This window comes from Duffyella gerundensis, assembly GCF_001517405.1.
Taxonomy (GTDB): domain Bacteria; phylum Pseudomonadota; class Gammaproteobacteria; order Enterobacterales; family Enterobacteriaceae; genus Duffyella; species Duffyella gerundensis.
The window spans coordinates 331,360-349,463 of the sequence record NZ_LN907827.1 but is presented as its reverse complement, the minus strand read 5'-3'; the positions used below and the strand labels follow the sequence as shown (position 1 = coordinate 349,463).

Below are 18,104 nucleotides of genomic sequence, written 5' to 3'. Positions count from 1 at the left end.
AGGCCGCCGATCAGGCGCGACGGCGATGACGGGTATCAACAAAAGCCATGGCTAAGCCCACCAGCAATCCTGCCAGATGCGCACCGTTGGCGATGGCCAGGCCGAACATATCGAAATAACCCATAATCAGCCACAGAATAGCGAAAGCCATGAGTCCGCGCTCAAGGAAAATCCCGCTTTCGGGATCGCGCTCGCCGCGCAGCCAGCAATAGCCCATCAGCGCATAGACCACGCCAGAGAGACCGCCGAACCAGATGCCGCTGAATTTCGCCTGAACAAAGCCGCTTAATAAAGCAGAAATCAGGGCGATGACAAACAGCTTGCCGCTGCCAAGACGTTTTTCAACCGCGCCACCGAGATACCACCACCACATCAGGTTAAACAGAATATGCAGCAGCGAAAAATGCAGCAGTGCGTGGCTGAACCAGCGCCACAGCTGAAAATCCTGCGCGGTATCGGCAGGCCACGCCATCCACGCCAGTACCTGCTCATCGCCAACGATTTGCATCAGGATAAATACCGCCACGCAGATGACCATCAACGTGAGCGTCAAGGGTCCGGCACGCTCGCGCAGATGCCCGATTAGCCGGTTTCGTGGATAATTCAGCCCGCTTTCCATGGTGCCGCTTTGCCAGCTGGCAGCCTGATAACGCGCATGATACGGATCGCTAACGAACTGGCGAAGTTCGTTTTCGACCATTTCCGCTTTCGATTCATCTTCCAGCAGCACAACATAGTGCTGATCCTGCTCAATCTGCAGGCTGACGCCCTGCGTCGCCATATAGTCAACAAACGCCTGCGCCATGCGCGGGTTGTTAAACTGAGTAATGCGCTTCATCGCTTTGTGTGCCTTTGCTGAGGAAGTGTGCCGCCCTGTCAGGCGGATTCAACCTGCTGTGGAAAGGCGTGCTGCCAGGCTTCAAAACCGCCATCCACGCTGTAAACCTCGGTAAAACCCTGCGTAGCTAAATAGCCCGCGGCGCTCTTGCTGCTGATGCCGTGATAGCACATAACCAGCACCGGCACGCTGACATCGGTCTGTTCAACAAAGTGGTTAACTGAGGTGTTAGTCAGATGAAAAGCGCCGGTGGCATGGCCCTGAGCAAAGCTTTGCGGATCGCGAATATCAACCAGCTGCGCGCCAGCCGCCAGACGCTGTTGTGCCTGCTGCACATCAATACATTCAAAGTTTTCCATGGGATTTCCAGTCAGTAAGGTTGTGCCTTAGTGTACCGCGAACGCGTCGCGGCATAACCCGGCAAAGTGTAAGGAAAAAGGGTAAAACAGGCTGTCAGAATGTTAGCTGCATCACGCATAAATGTTTTTGTTTAGTTAACCACTGGCATCAATGTTGGTTTGCGACTATTATAATGCTCGAAAACGAACATAAATGAACTATTCCGAACATTGGAGGAGATGACGTGGAAACCAAAGACCTGATCGTAATCGGCGGCGGCATCAACGGAGCCGGCATTGCAGCCGATGCTGCAGGACGCGGACTGTCTGTGCTGATGCTGGAAGCGCAGGATTTGGCCTGCGCAACCTCTTCCGCCAGTTCAAAACTTATCCACGGTGGCCTGCGCTACCTGGAACATTACGAATTCCGTCTGGTCAGCGAAGCGCTGGCTGAACGTGAAGTGCTGCTGAAAATGGCGCCGCATATCGCTTTCCCCATGCGCTTCCGCTTGCCGCACCGTCCGCATCTGCGTCCGGCGTGGATGATCCGCGTTGGCCTGTTTATGTACGATCATCTTGGCAAACGTACCAGCCTGCCGGGCAGTAAGAGTTTGCGTTTTGGCGCGGATTCCGCTCTCAAGCCAGAGATCACGCGCGGTTTCGAATACTCTGACTGCTGGGTAGATGATGCTCGCCTCGTGGTGCTCAATGCGCAGGAAGTGGAAAAACGCGGTGGCGAAGTGCGCACCCGTACCCGTGTGACGCGCGCCTGGCGTGAAAATGACATTTGGGTGGTTGAAGCTGAAGAAGTGGATACCGGCAAAACCCTGACCTGGCGTGCAAAAGGTCTGGTCAACGCCGCTGGCCCATGGGTTAAGCAGCTGTTTGACGACGGCCTGAAGCTGAAATCGCCTTATGGTATTCGCCTGATCAAAGGCAGCCATATCGTGGTGCCGCGCGTGCATACCGAAAAACAGGCTTATATCCTGCAGAACGAAGACAATCGCATTGTGTTTGTTATTCCGTGGATGGATGAGTTTTCCATTATCGGTACCACCGACGTGGAGTACAAAGGCGATCCGAAAAACGTCCATATCGACGATAACGAGATCGATTATGTGCTGAACGTCTTCAACGCGCACTTCAAGAAAGACTTGTCGCGTAAAGATATCGTCTGGAGCTATTCCGGCGTTCGTCCGCTGTGTGACGACGAATCCGATTCGCCGCAGGCCATTACCCGCGATTACACGCTGGATGTGCGTGATGAAAACGGTAAAGCGCCGCTGCTGTCGGTGTTTGGCGGTAAACTGACCACCTATCGTAAGCTGGCTGAGCATGCGATGGAGAAGATGTCCAAATACTATCCGGGCATTGGTGCAGCATGGACCAAAAACTGCGTGCTGCCAGGCGGTGATTTCTCAGGCACGCGTGAAGATTACGCGGCCGGTTTGCGTCGCCGTTATCCGTTCATTACTGAAAATATGGCGCGTCATTTTGCCCGCACCTACGGTAGCCGTACCGAAGTGATTCTGCAGAACGCCAGCTCGCTGGACGATCTGGGTGAGAACTTCGGCCACGACTTCTACGAAGTCGAACTGCGTTATCTGATGGAAAACGAGTGGGTTCGCGAACTGGATGATGCGATCTGGCGCCGTACCAAACAGGGTATGTGGCTGAATGAAGCGCAGCAGGCGCGCGTGAGCGAATGGCTGGCGGCGCATGCGAAGAAGCCGGCGCTCTCGCTGGCAAGCTAATCTTCGCTGCATAACAGAAAAGGGCCGATTTAATCGGCCCTTTTTTTACGTCTGAACTGTACCCATTTCTGCGCAACAAAAAGGCCGCCAGCGGCGGCCCTGTTTATATCAGTTACAGACGAACAGGCGAAATACCCCAAATCTCATCGGCGTATTCCTGAATGGTGCGGTCTGACGAAAAGTATCCCATATTGGCGATATTCAACGCTGCCCGACGCTGCCACTCTTCCGGACGACGATAGAGTTCATCCACTTCATCCTGCGTATCCACATAGCTACGATAATCCGCTAACAGCTGGTAATGGTCACCAAAGTTCACCAGCGAATCAAACAGATTGCGATAACGGCCAGGCTCCTGCGGGCTGAACACGCCACTGGCAATCTGGGTCAATGCCTGACGCAGTTCCGGATCCTCATCGTAATATTTATGCGAGTCGTAACCATTTTTACGCAGCGCTTCAACCTGCGGCGTGGTGTTGCCGAAGATGAAGATATTCTCTTCGCCAACGTGCTCCAGCATCTCAACGTTCGCGCCATCCAACGTACCGATGGTCAGTGCGCCGTTCAGAGCAAACTTCATGTTACTGGTGCCCGAGGCTTCGGTACCGGCCAGGGAGATCTGTTCGGACAGATCGGCCGCCGGAATGATCATCTGCGCCAGACTCACGCCATAGTTCGGGATAAATACCACTTTCAGCTTATTCTTGACCTGTGGATCGTTGTTGATCACGTTGGCCACGTCGTTGATCAGATGAATGATCTGTTTAGCAACGTAATAGGCTGAAGCCGCTTTGCCGGCGAAGATATTAACGCGCGGCACCCAGTCAGCGTCGGGATCGTTTTTAATGCGGTTGTACCGTGTGATGACATGTAGCACGTTCATCAGCTGGCGCTTGTACTCATGGATGCGCTTGATCTGCACGTCAAACAACGCCTCTGGATCCAGCACGATATCCATGTTTTTCGCTACCCAGCTTGCCAGACGCTTTTTGTTGGCCAGCTTGGCATCGGCAATTTTAGCGATAAACGCCGGATAATCGATTTGCGGCTTGATCTCTTCCAGCTGGCCGAGATCGGTGCGCCAGTTGCGGCCAATCGCCTCATCCAGCACATCCGACAGCGCCGGATTCGCCAGCGCCAGCCAGCGACGCGGCGTAATACCGTTGGTTTTGTTACAGAAACGGTTCGGGAACAGCGCGGCAAAATCAGCAAACAGCGACTGCACCATCAGGTTGGAGTGCAGTTCCGATACGCCATTCACTTTGTGACTGACCACCACGGCCAGCCACGCCATGCGCACCTGACGACCGTTATTTTCATCAATGATCGATACGCGCGACTGCAGCTCCCAGTTATCGGGATACTGCTCTTCGATGGTTTTGAGGAAGTAGTCGTTGATATCAAAAATAATTTGCAGATGACGCGGCAGGATCTTGCCAAGCATATCGACCGGCCAGGTTTCCAGCGCTTCGCTCATCAGCGTGTGGTTGGTATAAGAGAAGACCTGACAGGCGATGTCAAAAGCATCATCCCAGGTAAACTTGTGCTCATCGATCAACAAACGCATCACTTCTGGAATGGCCAGCACCGGGTGCGTGTCATTCAAGTGGATAGCAATTTTGTCGGCGAGATTGTCCCAGGTTTTGTGCATCTCCCAGTGACGATGGAAAATATCCTGCACCGTGGCGGAGACGAGGAAATATTCCTGCCGCAACCGCAGTTCACGGCCAGAATAGGTTGAATCATCGGGATAGAGCACGCGCGACACGTTCTCAGAGTGGTTTTTGTCTTCAACCGCGGCAAAATAATCGCCTTGGTTAAATTTCCCCAGGTTGATTTCGTTGCTGGCCTGCGCGCCCCACAGGCGCAGCGTGTTAGTGGCATCGGTATCAAAGCCAGGAATGATCTGGTCATAAGCCGTTGCCAACACTTCTTCGGTTTCCACCCAGCGAATTTTGCTGCCTTCGTGCTGAACGCGGCCGCCAAAACGGACTTTGTAGCGGGTATTGTAACGCTGAAACTCCCAGGGATTACCGTATTCCAGCCAGTAATCAGGCGATTCCGCCTGACGACCGTCAATAATGTTCTGTTTGAACATGCCGTAATCGTAACGAATGCCATAGCCGCGTCCCGGTAAACCGAGCGTGGCCAGCGAATCGAGGAAACAGGCCGCCAGTCGACCTAAGCCGCCGTTGCCTAAACCGGGATCGTTTTCCTCTTCCACCAGTTCATCCAGGCTGAGCCCCATCTCTTCCAGCGCATGGTGCAGATCGTCATAGATGCCCATGGCCAGCAGCGCGTTCGACAGCGTGCGCCCCATCAGGAATTCCATCGACAGGTAATAAACCTGCCGCACATCCTGAGAAAGCTGAGCACGATTAGAGCGCAGCCAGCGCTCCACCATGCGATCGCGTACGGCCAGCAGCGCGGCGTTCAGCCACTCATGCTTGTTCGCCATAGAGGGATCTTTGCCGATGGTGAACATCAGTTTGTAAGCGATAGAGTGCTTTAAAGCTTCAACCGTTAACGTGGGTGCAGCATAGATGAAAGGTGCATTCATTTCAGTAATCCCCGTACTGGTTACATCAAGCGTTGATAGAGTTCACGGTAGGATTGCGCCGCCACCTGCCAGCTAAAATCCATTCCCATCGCCTGACGCTGCACATAGCGCCACAATGACGGACGCGACCACAACACAAAGGCACGGCGGATCGCGCGAAGCAGCGACCAGGCGTTACTGTCTTCAAAGCAGAAACCGCTGGCAATGCCATCGGCAAGGTTTTCCAGCGAGCTGTCGTTTACCGTATCCGCGAGACCACCGGTGCGGCGTACCAGAGGTAAAGTGCCATATTTCAGCGCATAAAGCTGCGTTAACCCGCAGGGCTCAAAGCGACTTGGCACCATGATCACATCGGCACCGCCCATAATGCGGTGCGAGAAAGCTTCGTGATAACCAATCTGTACGCCAACCTGGCCCGGATGTTCCGCCGCCGCGGCCAGAAATCCCTGCTGCAACTCGGCATCACCAGCACCTAACAGCACCAGTTGACCGCCCTGCGCCAGCAGACCCGGCAGCGCTTCGAGCACCAGATCGAGACCTTTCTGTCGTGTCAAACGGCTGACTACCGCAAACACCGGCGCTTTGTCATCGACCTTCAACCCCATCGCAATTTGCAACTGGCGCTTGTTCTCAGCCTTGGCATCCAGCGTATCGCGGTTGTAGCGCGCACTGAGCAGCAAATCCTGAGCCGGATCCCAAATCTCCGGATCCACGCCGTTAAGGATGCCGCTCAGGCGACCTTCCTGCAGACGCTGCGCCAGTAGCGCTTCCATACCGTTGCCAAATTCTGGCAGGGTAATTTCATGGGCGTATGTCGGGCTCACCGCGGTAACGTGATCGGCGTAGAACAGACCCGCTTTCAGATAGGAGATCTGACCGTGGAACTCCAGCCCATGCATATTGAAGAAGGACCACGGCAGCTGGATCTCATCCATATGCTGGGCATAAAACAGCCCCTGATAGGCGAGGTTGTGCACGGTAAAGACCGATTTAGCCGGACGTCCACGCGCTTCCAGATAGGCGCAGGTTAAACCGGCATGCCAGTCATGCGCATGCACGATGTCGGGACGCCAGTGTGAATCAAGACCGCAGGCCATTTCACAACCGATCCAGCCCAGCAGCGCAAAGCGCAGATAGTTGTCGGTGTAGGCAAACTGGTTTTCATCGTGATAGGGGCTACCTGGACGATCGTACAGTCCGGTAGACTCGATCATGTAGATCCCCACGCCATTAAAATAGCCAAAATGTAAACGTACAAACCCGGCAAAGGTCTGTAATTCAGCCACCACTTTCGCATCGGCAATGCCTTTGCGCACGGCTGGAAAAGCCGGAATCAGTACGCGTGTATCCGTACCATCAGCAATTTGTGCTGCCGGTAATGCCCCCACTACATCAGCCAACCCGCCGGTCTTTAACAGCGGGAACAGCTCTGAACAGACATGTAAAACCTGCATTCTCCGCCCCTATAACTGGATCGGACGCGCTCCGCGCGCCGACAATAGTAATTCCTGGCCCTACCGATTAGTGCCCCGTGGCCAATTTAGCCAACATAGCGCGCGTAACCAGTACGATGCCCTCTTCTGATCGATGGAACCGGCGACTGTCTTCGTCGGGATTTTCGCCAATCACCGTGCCCTCTGGAATAACACAGGCACGGTCAATCACACAGCGGCGCAGCCGACAGGAACGTCCAACATTGACGTCTGGCAGCAACACTGATGAATCGATATTACAAAATGAATTTATCCGTACGCGGGAGAACAGCACGGAATTAACCACCACCGAACCGGAAATGATGCAGCCGCCCGACACCAGCGAATTCATGGTCATGCCGTGGCTGCCTGAGCGATCCTGCACAAATTTCGCCGGCGGCGAGGGTTCCATGTGGGTACGGATCGGCCAGCTGTGATCATACATATCCAACTCGGGCTGCACCGAGGCGAGATCGAGATTGGCACGCCAGTAGGCTTCAAGGGTGCCGACATCGCGCCAGTAAGGCGGCGCGCTCTGATCGTTCTGCACGCAAGACAGGCTAAAGGAGTGCGCATAAGCCTCTCCGCTGCCGACGATTTTTGGCAGCAGATCTTTGCCAAAATCGTGGTTTGACTCGGTCATCAGCAGATCGTCTTCCAGCAGCTGAAAGAGATAATCGGCGTCAAAAACGTAGATGCCCATGCTCGCCAGCGCCTTGCTGTCGTCGCCCGGCATGGTAGGTGGATGCGGCGGCTTTTCCACAAAATCGATGACTTTGTTATCGGCATCAACCGCCATCACGCCAAATGCGCTCGCTTCATGCAGCGGTACCGGCAGGCAGGCAATGGTGCACTTCGCCTTGTTGGCAACGTGATCCAGCAGCATGCGCGAATAGTCCATCTTATAGATGTGATCGCCAGCCAGAATCACCACGTAACGCGCGTTATAGCGGCGAATAATGTCGAGATTCTGCGATACCGCATCGGCGGTGCCGCGGTACCAGCTGTCGGTTGATGAGCGCTGTTGCGCAGGCAGCAGATCGACAAACTCGTTCATCTCTTCATTCAGCAGTGACCAGCCGCGCTGGATATGCTGCACCAGCGTATGCGACTGATATTGCGTGATCACGCCGATACGCCGAATGCCTGAGTTCAGGCAGTTCGATAGCGCAAAATCGATAATGCGGAACTTACCGCCGAAATGCACCGCAGGCTTGGCGCGCTTGGCGGTGAGATCTTTTAACCGCGTACCGCGACCGCCCGCCAGAATCAACGCCACGGTTTGTGCTGGCAACTGCCTGGCCAACATCAGGTGATCCGCTTCCTCTATCTTGACCATGTCTGACTCCTTACCCCTGCTTCAGGAACACGCACACGCCGTGCGCGGGTCCATGCCAGGCGGTTGACAGGATCGGGTTGTTATCCCCGGCAAAAGGAGGAATGGCATGCCATTCTCCGTTGGGTAATGTCATTGTTGCCACATCTTGCGTGGCGTTTATTGTGATTAGCCAGCGGCCGGAAAGCAGGATCTGCATGCGATGCAGCCCCTGCGTCCACTCCTCACTCATCAGTGGCTGGCCACCAGCATTGAGCCACTGCACATTCCCGTCTCCTTCCTGCCACCAGCTATCGGCGGTGAGCGCCGGTATCTGGCGCCGCAGATGAATCAGCGCTGCGGTGAAGACATATAATCCCTGGTCAAACTGCGGCCAGTTGAGCCAGGTCAGTTCGTTGTCCTGGCAGTACGCATTATTGTTGCCGTGCTGCGTCTGACCCATTTCATCACCGGCCAGCAGCATCGGCGTGCCCTGCGCCAGCAGCAGCGTGGTAAGCAGTGCATGGACGCTGTGACGGCGGCGCTGCTGTACGTCCGGCGAGGCCGTTAGTCCTTCCACGCCGTGGTTGTTACTGTGATTTTCGCTGCTGCCGTCGCGGTTATCTTCGGCATTCGCCTCGTTGTGCTTACGCTCAAAGCTGACCACGTCGCGCAGGGTAAAGCCGTCATGCGCGGTGATCAGGTTGATCGACGCAGACGGCGGGCGGCCGCTCTGTGCAAACACATCACTGGAGCCAGCAAAGCGCCGGGCAAACTCTCCGTTGCTCAGCGCGCCATGCAGCCAGAAACGGCGGTTCACGTCGCGGAAATGGTCGTTCCACTCGGCAAAAGGCGCCGGAAAGTTTCCAACCTGATAGCCGCCGGGGCCGATATCCCATGGCTCAGCGATCAGCTTCACCGCCGACAAAATCGGACAGGCTTTCATTTCATTAAAAAATTCAGCTGCAATGTCGTAATCAGGCGTGCGGCCAAGCACCGTCGCCAGGTCAAAACGGAAGCCGTCAACGTGGCAGTTTTGTACCCAGCAGCGCAGGCAATCCAGCGCCCAGGCTCGCACCTGAGGATGGCTGAGATTGACGGTGTTGCCACAACCGGTCCAGTTAGGATAGTGCCCCGATTCATCCAGCCAGTAATAGCTGGCGTTATCGACGCCGCGCAGGTTGATGGTAGGGCCAATCTCTTCCAGCTCGGCGGTGTGGTTGAACACCACATCCAGCACCACTTCGATGCCCGCCGCATGCAGCGCTTTCACCGCCTGCTGAAACTCTTGCAGCGCGCTGACGCCCGGTTCGCCCGACGCGTAGCGCGGATCAACCGCCCAGAGGGCAAACGGGTTATAGCCCCAATAATTGGTTAACCCGGCGCGCAGCAGGCGCGGCTCATGAGCAAACTGCGCCACCGGCAGCAGTTCCAGCGTGGTGATGCCCAGCGCACGCAGATAATCGATCATCGCCGGATGACCCAGCGCCGCATAGGTGCCGCGTAACGCTTCCGGTATAGCCGGATGACGTTTGGTCAGGCCGCGCACATGCGCTTCATAAATAATGGTTTCGCCCCACGGCACGCGCGGCGCAACATCATCCTGCCAGTCAAAATCGTCGGCAACGACCACGCTTTTCGGCGCGATGTCGCCGTTGTCAGCCAGATCGATCTCCCACTCTCCGCCTTGAAAACGCACGTCATCAGGCACGTCGCCGTCAACTTCACGGGCGCAGGGATCGACCAGCAGCTTGGCCGCGTTAAAGCGATGGCCACGCTGTGGCTGCCACGGGCCATGCACACGGTATCCGTAGCGCTGGCCCGGTTTCAGAGCGGGCAAATAGCCGTGCCAGATATTCCCACTGCGTGCGGGAAGATCGACACGGGTTTCCGTTCCCTGCTTATCGAACAGGCAGAGCTCAACGCGCTGTGCATGCTGCGAAAACAGGGTGAAGTTAACCCCTTTGCCATCGTAAGTCGCGCCAGATGGCGTCGGCTTACCGCCCTGAATGCGGCTCATTCGGCGTCCTCACGCACCAGCCAGATGGTGGCCAGCGGTGGCAACGTCAGGCTCAGCGAATGGTCGCGCTTGTGGCTGGCGATCGGCTCGCTCTGCACCAGGGTGCCGTTTTGGGTATTGCTGCCGTGATAGTGGCCGCTGTCGGTGTTCAACACTTCGCGCCAGCCGCCCGGCAGATTGATACCAAAGCGATAGTTCTCACGCGTAACCGGCGTGAAGTTGCTGGCAACGATCATCTCATTGCCTTCGCTGTCGCGACGCACAAACACAAATACCGAGTTATCGAAGTCATCCACCACCAGCCATTCAAAGCCCTGCGGATCGAAATCCAGCTGATGCATGGCGGGGAAGTGACGATAGGTTTTGTTCAGATCGCGCACCAGACGCTGCACGCCATTGTGCCAGTTGTCTTCGCCTTCCAGCAGGTGCCAGTCGAGGCTGACGTCGTGATTCCACTCTCTGCCCTGCCCAAACTCGTTGCCCATAAACAGCAGCTTTTTGCCCGGGAAGCCCCACATCCAGCCGTAATAGGCACGCAGGTTGGCAAACTTCTGCCATGCGTCGCCCGGCATGCGATCCAGAATCGATTTTTTGCCGTGCACCACTTCGTCATGCGACAGCGGCAGGACAAAGTTTTCGTCATAGTGATAGAGCATGCCGAAGGTCATCAGGTTGTGATGATGGCGACGGTAGATGGGATCCTGCTTCATGTAGTCGAGCGTGTCGTGCATCCAGCCGAGGTTCCATTTGTACTGGAAGCCCAGACCGCCGCCTTCAGAAGGTCGGGTCACGCCGGGATAGTCGGTAGACTCTTCCGCCACGGTGATGCTGCCGTCCGCCTCTTCGCCGAGCACACGGTTGGTATAGCGCAGGAACGAGATCGCCTCGAGATTTTCGCGGCCGCCGAACTCGTTCGGGATCCACTCGCCCGCTTTGCGGCTGTAGTCACGGTAGATCATTGAGGCCACTGCATCGACGCGCAAACCATCGATACCAAAGCGTTCCATCCAGTAGAGCGCGTTGCCCGCGAGGAAGTTGCTGACTTCGCGGCGGCCAAAGTTATAAATCAGCGTGTTCCAGTCCTGATGGTAGCCTTCGCGCGGGTCATGGTGCTCATAAAGCTCCGAGCCGTCGAATTTTGCGAGGCCGAAGTCATCGGAAGGAAAATGTCCTGGCACCCAATCCAGCAGCACATTCAGACCGGCATTGTGCGCTGCGGTAATGAACTGGCGGAACTCATCGCGCGTGCCAAAACGACGCGTTGGCGCGTACAGACCGAGCGGCTGATAACCCCAGCTGCCGTCAAACGGATGTTCACTGATCGGCAGCAGTTCCAGGTGGGTAAAGCCCATTTCCACCGCGTAAGGGATCAGCTGCTCTTCCAGCTCTTTGTAGCTCAGCCAGAAGTTGTCATCAGTATGGCGGCGCCAGGATCCAAGATGCACTTCGTAAATGGAGATAGGTTTATCAAAGCCGTTGGCCTGCTTACGCGCCTCGGCCATCTCCACTTTTTCCGGCAGACCGCAGATCATGGAGGCGGTTTGCGGACGCATCTGTGCTTCAAACGCATAAGGATCGGCTTTCAGCCTGAGCTGGCCGTGCGCATCAATAATTTCGTATTTGTAGAGCTGGCCATTCATTGCGCCGGGAACAAACAGTTCCCACATGCCGTTTTCGCGGCGAAAGCGCATCGGATGACGGCGGCCATCCCAAAAGTTGAACTCACCGACCACGGAAACGCGCTGCGCATTAGGCGCCCACAGGATAAACCGCGTTCCGGTCACGCCATCAATCACGGCGCTGTGCGCGCCCATGGTTTCATACGGGCGCAGGTGCGTGCCTTCCGCCAGCAGCCAAGTCTCCATATCCTGCAGGAGCGGCCCAAAGCGGTAGGCATCGTCGATCAAATTTTGCTGGTCGTGCCAGGTGACAGCCAGCTGATAGCGGAAAGGATTTTTACGGCGCGGGACAACGGCGCTAAAGAACCCGCGCGGATCGATACAGGTAAGCTGGGCACATTTACGCCCGGTTTTCGTCTCAATTACCCACACTTCTGATGCATCAGGCAACAGTGCGCGAACTTCAAGTCCAGCTTCGGTCTGGTGCATTCCCAACAGGGCAAATGGATCGGCGTAATGGCCCGAAATAAGGGCATTGATCGTCTGACGATCGACAAGCTCTGACATGACTTTCTTCCTGTGATAGTTGGCAGATGATATGAAAAAGGGCGTGATTCACTCAGCCGTTATCACATGCTCTGCTCTTCATTGAGCTGGTGGCACGCGCGCAGGGAAGCCAACCTTCCTCTGGTAAAAACCCAATGCCGCGTACAACAACATTCAGTTCGGAAAGCAAAAACAGTCAAAATTCCGTTATTCAGGGTTAAGCATAGTTCGACCTTCGCCGATCCCTGTATTGAATAGAAAAATTATTTTTCTGGATGTCTAAAAAGAAGAAGTTGATCACTCGACGAACACTTTTTATGCAGGGAAAAGCGCGTTCATCACCGTGCGTGTGCCTCCAGCCAGGGGACGCTACCAACCTAGCGATATTATCGCGGTCTGGTCAAGTGGGAGTTGCCTGGCGGCGCGGCCATTAAGTCCAGCGATTAGTGAAGCCTTGTGCCGGCTGGGCAGCCTTAAGCCAGCGGCTTGAGGGCGTTTTTGCCTTGCAGGCGGGCTTTTAAGGTCAACGTCAACGGCTATTTCGTTATGCCTTGCAGGCGGGCTTTTAGGGTCAACGTCTTTAAGGTCAATGTCTTTAAGGTCAATGTCTTTAAGGTCAATGTCTTTAAGGTCAATGTCTTTAAGGTCAATGTCTTTAAGGTCAACGGCCATTTCGTACAGGCTAAAGCCTGCCCGAGCAGGGGCGGCATGCGCCCCGCCCCTGCACCCCGGCTATCCGGCAAACACAACCGCCCGCCGCAGGCGGGTACCTTCGTCGGTTCACATTTCTTCATGGACCGCTCGCGATTCGCTCCTGCTCAGCGCTCCCTTGTCCCGCCATCCATGGCGGGCCATCCTAAAATGTTCACCTCCTCAGCGGTGGTGATGCCTCCTCAAGGTCAACCCCCAAGTCAAAACCCAGGTCAAAACCCAAATATCTAAGTCATAGGCACTTCAATTTTTTAGTTTGTTGGACTTAAGGCTTCACGCTTTGGACTTTGGACTTTGGACTTTGGACTTTGGACTTTGGACTTTGGACTTTGGACTTTGGGCTTTGGGCTTTGGGCTTTGGGCTTTGGGCTTTGGGCTTTTGGGCTTTTGGGCTTTGGGCTTTGGGCTTTGGACTTTGGACTTTGGACTTTGGACTTTGGACTTTGGACTTTGGGCATTTAACTTTAGGTTTTGAGTTTTGAGTTTTGAGTTTTGGTTTTTTTGGTTTTGACCTGGGTGTTGACCTTTAGAGGCATCACAAACGCCGAGGGAAAAGTGTTTTCCAGGATGAGCCGCAGGGATGCGGCGAGAAGGCGCGCTGAGCCGGGAGCGAATCGCGCCTGGTCCGTCAGGAAAACGCTTTTGCTGAGGGCACCCGCGCAGCGGGCGGTTGTGTTTGCCGGATAGCGCGGGTGCAGGGCCGGGGCGACTGCCGGCCCTGCTCGGGCAGGCTTTAGCCTGTACGAAATCGCTTTTGACCTGGCCCTGCTCGGGCTGCCTTCAGGCAGAACGAAATGGCCTTTGACCTGGCCCTGCTCGGGCTGCCTTCAGGCAGAGCGAAATGGCCTTTGACCTGGCCCTGCCCGGGCTGCCTTCGGGCAGAACGAAATGGCCTTTGACCTGGCCCTGCTCGGGCAGGCTTTAGCCTGTACGAAATGGCTGTTGACCTTAAGTCATTGACCTTAAGTCATTGACCTTAAAAGCCGCCTGCAAGGCAAGCCACCCGTTTTCGGGCAGCACTCCCCCGCTTTATGCCAGCAGGCGCAGCATCCGACGTAATGGCTCCGCCGCGCCCCACAGCAACTGATCGCCGACCGTAAATGCCGACAGGTATTCCGGGCCCATATTCAGCTTGCGCAGGCGGCCTACCGGTGTTGCGAGCGTACCGGTCACCGCGGCAGGCGTCAGTTCACGCATGGTAATATCGCGATCGTTTGGCACCACTTTCACCCACTGGTTGTGCGTGGCCAGCATCTGCTCGATCTCGGCCAGCGGCACATCTTTTTTCAGCTTCAGGGTAAATGCCTGGCTGTGGCAGCGCAGCGCGCCAACACGCACGCACAGCCCATCCACTGGAATCACCTGTGAAGTGCCGAGGATCTTGTTGGTTTCTGCCTGGCCTTTCCACTCTTCGCGGCTCTGGCCGTTGTCCAGCTGCTTGTCGATCCACGGAATCAGACTGCCCGCCAGCGGCACGCCGAAGTTATCGACCGGCAAACCACCGGAACGGCTCAGCTCGGTCACCTTGCGTTCGATATCCAGAATGGCCGAGGCCGGGTTTTGCAGCAGATCGCCCACATGACCATGCAGCTGGCCCATCTGGTTCAGCAGTTCCCGCATATGACGTGCGCCGCCGCCGGAAGCGGCCTGATAGGTTGCAACCGACGCCCACTCCACCAGATCCTGCGCGAACAGGCCGCCCAGCGACATCAGCATCAGGCTCACGGTACAGTTGCCGCCAGCAAAAGTTTTAATGCCCTGATCCAGACCCTGCTGAATCACATGCTGGTTGACCGGATCGAGGATAATGATCGCATCGTCCTGCATACGCAGCGAAGAGGCAGCATCAATCCAGTAACCCTGCCAGCCGCTGGCACGCAGGCGCGGATAAACATCGTTGGTATAATCGCCGCCCTGGCAGGTAATAATGATATCCAGCGCACGCAGCGCCTCAATATCAAAGGCATCCTGCAGCGTACCGGCTGATTGACCGCCGATCGCCGGCGCCGCCTCTCCGTGCTGCGAGGTGGAGAAAAAAACCGGACGAATAACATCAAAGTCGCGCTCTTCAGTCATACGCTGCATCAGTACTGAGCCGACCATACCGCGCCAGCCGATTAAGCCTACAGATTTCATTTATTGCCTCTTTAGCGGACGAAACACCAGCTGAGACTCTCAGCTGGACAGGCGAACATTAACCGAAATTCATGCTGAAAACAGAGCTGAAAGGGGCTGGGGCAAAAAGCCGCGCCTTATTTCGGGATATACGATTTACTAATGGGTATCAACTCTACAAAATGCTGCACTTCTGGCAAGTGAATTAATTCGATAGCGCTACGATTTTCAGCAGTACCGCTAATAACCGCCTGAGCGGGCGATCACGCAGAGTAATACAAATGACTGAAATGATTTCGGCAACCATATTATTATTGTTAATCATGGATCCGCTGGGCAATCTGCCGATATTTATGTCGGTGCTCAAGCATCTCGAACCCAAAAGACGGCGCGTGGTGCTGATTCGCGAAATGTTGATCGCGCTGGCTCTGATGCTGCTGTTTCTGTTTGCCGGTGAAAAAATTCTGACCTTCCTTAATCTGCGCACCGAAACGGTGTCGATTTCCGGCGGCATTATTCTTTTCCTGATCGCCATCAAAATGATTTTCCCTTCGCATGAAAGCAACGCCAGCGGCCTGCCGGTGGGTGAAGAACCCTTTTTAGTGCCGCTGGCGATTCCACTGGTGGCCGGGCCGTCGCTGCTGGCGACGCTGATGCTGCTGTCGCATCAATATCCCAACCAGATGTCTTATCTGGTGCTGGCGCTGCTGTTTGCCTGGGGAATTACGGTGGCGGTGCTGCTGATGTCAGGGCTGTTTATTCGCCTGCTGGGCGAGAAAGGGGTCAATGCGCTGGAGCGTTTGATGGGCTTGATTCTGATTATGCTGGCGACACAGATGTTTCTGGATGGCATTCGCGCCTACATGAAGTTGTAAAACGGCGGGCGACTGAGCGTCGCCCGCGCGTGATGTCAGGAGAGCAGCGTAAAGGCGATCATGCCGATTACCGCGCCGACCGTACCGAGAATGGTCTCCATCAGCGTCCAGGTTTTCAACGTTTCGCCTTCGGTGGCGCCGGTAAAGCGGCCAAACAGCCAAAAACCGGCGTCGTTAACGTGGCTCAGCACAATGGAACCGCCGCCAATGCAGATCGACAGCGCCGCCATCTGCGCGCCGTTGTAGTGCAGCGGCTCAATCACCGGCATCACTAACCCCACCGCGGTCAGACAGGCGACCGTGGCCGATCCCTGAATGACCCTGACCGCCGCCGACAGAATAAAGCAGGCCAGCGCGATGGGTAACCCCGCACCGGTCAACGCATGGCCGAGCACCGGGCCAACGCCCGAATCCACCAGCACCTGCTTGAACACGCCGCCTGCACCGATCACCAGCAAAATAATGCCTGCCGGTTGCAGCGCGCTGCCGCAGATTTCCATCACCTTCTCTTTTTCCATACCCTGACGCCCGGCCAGGCCATAAATCGCCACCAGACAGGCGAGCAGAATGGCAATAAACGGATGCCCGATAAACTCCAGCCACTGATACAGCTGCGAGCCTTCTGGGGTAAAGCGTGCGCCGATGGTTTTCAGACCAACCAGCACCAGCGGGAAAAGGATCAGCGAGATGCTGAAGCCAAACGACGGCAGCTTGCTTTCATGCACATCGGGCTGATGATCTTCCGGCGGTGAGCTGAAGGTGACGTGCCGCGCAATCAGGTTGCCGAACAGCGGACCGGCGATCAGCATGCCCGGAATCGCCGCGCAGAGACCAAGCAAAATCATCCAGCCAAAATCGGCATGCATCTGCGATGCCAGCAGCATCGGCGCCGGGCCAGGCAGCAGAAAGGCCGCCGAGGCCGCCACGCCAGCAAACAGTGGAATCACCAGCTTCACCAGATTATCGTGGGTGCGGCGCGCCACGGCAAAGGCGATGCTAATCAGCAGCACCACTGCGACCTCAAAAAACAGCGGCAGTGCGCAGATCAACCCGGCGATGCCCATGGCGTAATGCGCGCGATTCTCGCCAAAAGCGTTGAGCATGCGAATGGCGATTTGATCGACCGCGCCGGTTTCATGCAAGATTTTGCCAAACATCGCGCCCAGCGCGACCACAATCGCCAGAAAACCGAGCGTACCGCCCATGCCTTTTTGCATGGTTTCCGCTATCTGATCCAGCGGCATGCCGGAGAACAGGCCCGCGCCAACCGAGACCATCATTAGCGCTACGAAAGCGTGCAGTCGTGCTTTCATCACCAGAAACAGCAACAACAGTACCGAGCCAGCAGCGGTTAAAATTAGCGTTGCCGTGCTCATGCCTGACCTTTAGCAATCGCGTCCTTGATGGCGGCAACCGTATCGGCCACCACGTTTTGCACGGTTTGGTCGATATCGATGGTCAGCACGTCTGGCTCATCTGCACCCGGCTCTTCCAGCGTAGCGAACTGCGTTACCAGCATCTGCGGCTTGAAAAAGTGCCCTTTGCGCGCACGCAGGCGGGCTTCAATGGTGTCGAAATCGCCTTTCATGTAGATAAATTTCAGGTTGTGATTGCCCTGACGCAGGATGTCGCGGTACTGCTTTTTCAGTGCTGAGCAGACGATAATCGAGATTGGCTGGGTGCGCTGCATGGCAAACGCTGCATCATTTAGCGCCTGTAACCATGGCTGGCGATCTTCATCATTCAAGGGATGGCCATCAGCCATTTTCATGATATTGGCGCGCGGATGCAGGAAATCACCGTCAAGAAAGGCGGTGCTGAGTTGGTGCGACACGTCGCTGGCCACGACGGATTTGCCGCTGCCTGAAACGCCCATCAGGATAAAGACGTGATGCGGCGGTAGATATGTGGACATAGAGGTTTTCTCCGGCGAAGGTTTTA

At 55.8% G+C, this 18,104-nt stretch carries 13 protein-coding genes; 3 read left to right on the top strand and 10 right to left on the bottom strand.

Annotated elements, in window-relative coordinates; translation table 11 throughout:
- Positions 1–10 precede the first annotated feature (10 nt).
- Entirely contained in the window at positions 11–838 is an 828-nt protein-coding gene (glpG, locus tag EM595_RS01475; protein ID WP_067427202.1) for a rhomboid family intramembrane serine protease GlpG, read from the bottom strand.
- 38 nt (positions 839–876) lie between these two features.
- Positions 877–1,197: a thiosulfate sulfurtransferase GlpE gene (gene glpE, locus EM595_RS01470; RefSeq protein ID WP_067427199.1), complete on the bottom strand. Its 321-nt coding sequence runs from the start codon at positions 1,195–1,197 to the stop codon at positions 877–879.
- A 224-nt stretch (positions 1,198–1,421) separates the two neighbouring features.
- Here glpE and glpD point away from each other — a divergent pair, with 224 nt between their 5' ends.
- Positions 1,422–2,930 carry a glycerol-3-phosphate dehydrogenase gene (gene glpD, locus EM595_RS01465; RefSeq protein WP_067427197.1) on the top strand — a complete coding sequence of 503 codons (1,509 nt, stop codon included), beginning with the start codon at positions 1,422–1,424 and terminating at the stop codon, positions 2,928–2,930.
- Positions 2,931–3,042: 112 nt separating this feature from the next.
- Here the strand turns inward: glpD and glgP are convergent, their stop codons facing one another.
- The 5 genes from glgP to glgB all read right to left on the bottom strand — a co-directional run bounded on the left by glgP (position 3,043) and on the right by glgB (position 12,483).
- Positions 3,043–5,490 (bottom strand): glycogen phosphorylase, encoded by a 2,448-nt coding sequence (gene glgP, locus EM595_RS01460; protein ID WP_067427194.1) that lies wholly within the window; start codon positions 5,488–5,490, stop codon positions 3,043–3,045.
- A gap of 20 nt (positions 5,491–5,510) precedes the next feature.
- Positions 5,511–6,944 (bottom strand): glycogen synthase GlgA, encoded by a 1,434-nt coding sequence (gene glgA, locus EM595_RS01455; RefSeq protein WP_067427192.1) that lies wholly within the window; start codon positions 6,942–6,944, stop codon positions 5,511–5,513.
- A 67-nt stretch (positions 6,945–7,011) separates the two neighbouring features.
- Positions 7,012–8,301: a glucose-1-phosphate adenylyltransferase gene (glgC, locus tag EM595_RS01450; protein ID WP_067427189.1), complete on the bottom strand. Its 1,290-nt coding sequence runs from the start codon at positions 8,299–8,301 to the stop codon at positions 7,012–7,014.
- Between the two features lie 10 nt (positions 8,302–8,311).
- The gene (gene glgX, locus EM595_RS01445; protein ID WP_067427186.1) at positions 8,312–10,297 is read right to left on the bottom strand and encodes a glycogen debranching protein GlgX; all 1,986 of its coding nucleotides are present in this window, start codon (positions 10,295–10,297) and stop codon (positions 8,312–8,314) included.
- Positions 10,294–12,483: a 1,4-alpha-glucan branching enzyme gene (gene glgB / locus EM595_RS01440; protein ID WP_067427185.1), complete on the bottom strand. Its 2,190-nt coding sequence runs from the start codon at positions 12,481–12,483 to the stop codon at positions 10,294–10,296. Before glgB ends, glgX begins: the two co-directional genes overlap by 4 nt.
- Positions 12,484–12,948: 465 nt before the next feature.
- Here glgB and EM595_RS21010 point away from each other — a divergent pair, with 465 nt between their 5' ends.
- Complete coding sequence (locus EM595_RS21010) at positions 12,949–13,404, top strand: hypothetical protein (protein ID WP_157883837.1); 456 nt, start codon at positions 12,949–12,951, stop codon at positions 13,402–13,404.
- Between the two features lie 798 nt (positions 13,405–14,202).
- Here the strand turns inward: EM595_RS21010 and asd are convergent.
- Positions 14,203–15,309 carry an aspartate-semialdehyde dehydrogenase gene (asd, locus tag EM595_RS01425; protein WP_067427177.1) on the bottom strand — a complete coding sequence of 369 codons (1,107 nt, stop codon included), beginning with the start codon at positions 15,307–15,309 and terminating at the stop codon, positions 14,203–14,205.
- Between the two features lie 260 nt (positions 15,310–15,569).
- Between asd and EM595_RS01420 the strand changes: the two genes are divergently transcribed.
- Entirely contained in the window at positions 15,570–16,163 is a 594-nt protein-coding gene (locus tag EM595_RS01420) for a YhgN family NAAT transporter (RefSeq protein WP_067427174.1), read from the top strand.
- A gap of 35 nt (positions 16,164–16,198) precedes the next feature.
- On the opposite strand, the gene gntU is transcribed toward EM595_RS01420, so the two are convergent.
- Together gntU and gntK are read right to left on the bottom strand one after the other, a co-directional pair.
- Positions 16,199–17,539 carry a gluconate transporter gene (gntU, locus tag EM595_RS01415; RefSeq protein ID WP_067427171.1) on the bottom strand — a complete coding sequence of 447 codons (1,341 nt, stop codon included), beginning with the start codon at positions 17,537–17,539 and terminating at the stop codon, positions 16,199–16,201.
- Positions 17,536–18,078 carry a gluconokinase gene (gene gntK, locus EM595_RS01410; RefSeq protein WP_067427168.1) on the bottom strand — a complete coding sequence of 181 codons (543 nt, stop codon included), beginning with the start codon at positions 18,076–18,078 and terminating at the stop codon, positions 17,536–17,538. The genes gntU and gntK overlap by 4 nt, the downstream gene beginning before the upstream one ends.
- Between the last annotated feature and the right edge of the window lie 26 nt (positions 18,079–18,104).

Excerpts from the sequence above, each read along its gene's own strand:
- glpG (WP_067427202.1), bottom strand. The coding sequence starts at position 838 with ATGAAGCGCATTACTCAGTTTAACAACCCGCGCATGGCGCAGGCGTTT.
- glpE (WP_067427199.1), bottom strand. The coding sequence starts at position 1,197 with ATGGAAAACTTTGAATGTATTGATGTGCAGCAGGCACAACAGCGTCTG.
- glgP (WP_067427194.1), bottom strand. The coding sequence starts at position 5,490 with ATGAATGCACCTTTCATCTATGCTGCACCCACGTTAACGGTTGAAGCT.
- glgA (WP_067427192.1), bottom strand. The coding sequence starts at position 6,944 with ATGCAGGTTTTACATGTCTGTTCAGAGCTGTTCCCGCTGTTAAAGACC.
- glgC (WP_067427189.1), bottom strand. The coding sequence starts at position 8,301 with ATGGTCAAGATAGAGGAAGCGGATCACCTGATGTTGGCCAGGCAGTTG.
- glgX (WP_067427186.1), bottom strand. The coding sequence starts at position 10,297 with ATGAGCCGCATTCAGGGCGGTAAGCCGACGCCATCTGGCGCGACTTAC.
- glgB (WP_067427185.1), bottom strand. The coding sequence starts at position 12,483 with ATGTCAGAGCTTGTCGATCGTCAGACGATCAATGCCCTTATTTCGGGC.
- asd (WP_067427177.1), bottom strand. The coding sequence starts at position 15,309 with ATGAAATCTGTAGGCTTAATCGGCTGGCGCGGTATGGTCGGCTCAGTA.
- EM595_RS01420 (WP_067427174.1), top strand. The coding sequence starts at position 15,570 with ATGACTGAAATGATTTCGGCAACCATATTATTATTGTTAATCATGGAT.
- gntU (WP_067427171.1), bottom strand. The coding sequence starts at position 17,539 with ATGAGCACGGCAACGCTAATTTTAACCGCTGCTGGCTCGGTACTGTTG.
- gntK (WP_067427168.1), bottom strand. The coding sequence starts at position 18,078 with ATGTCCACATATCTACCGCCGCATCACGTCTTTATCCTGATGGGCGTT.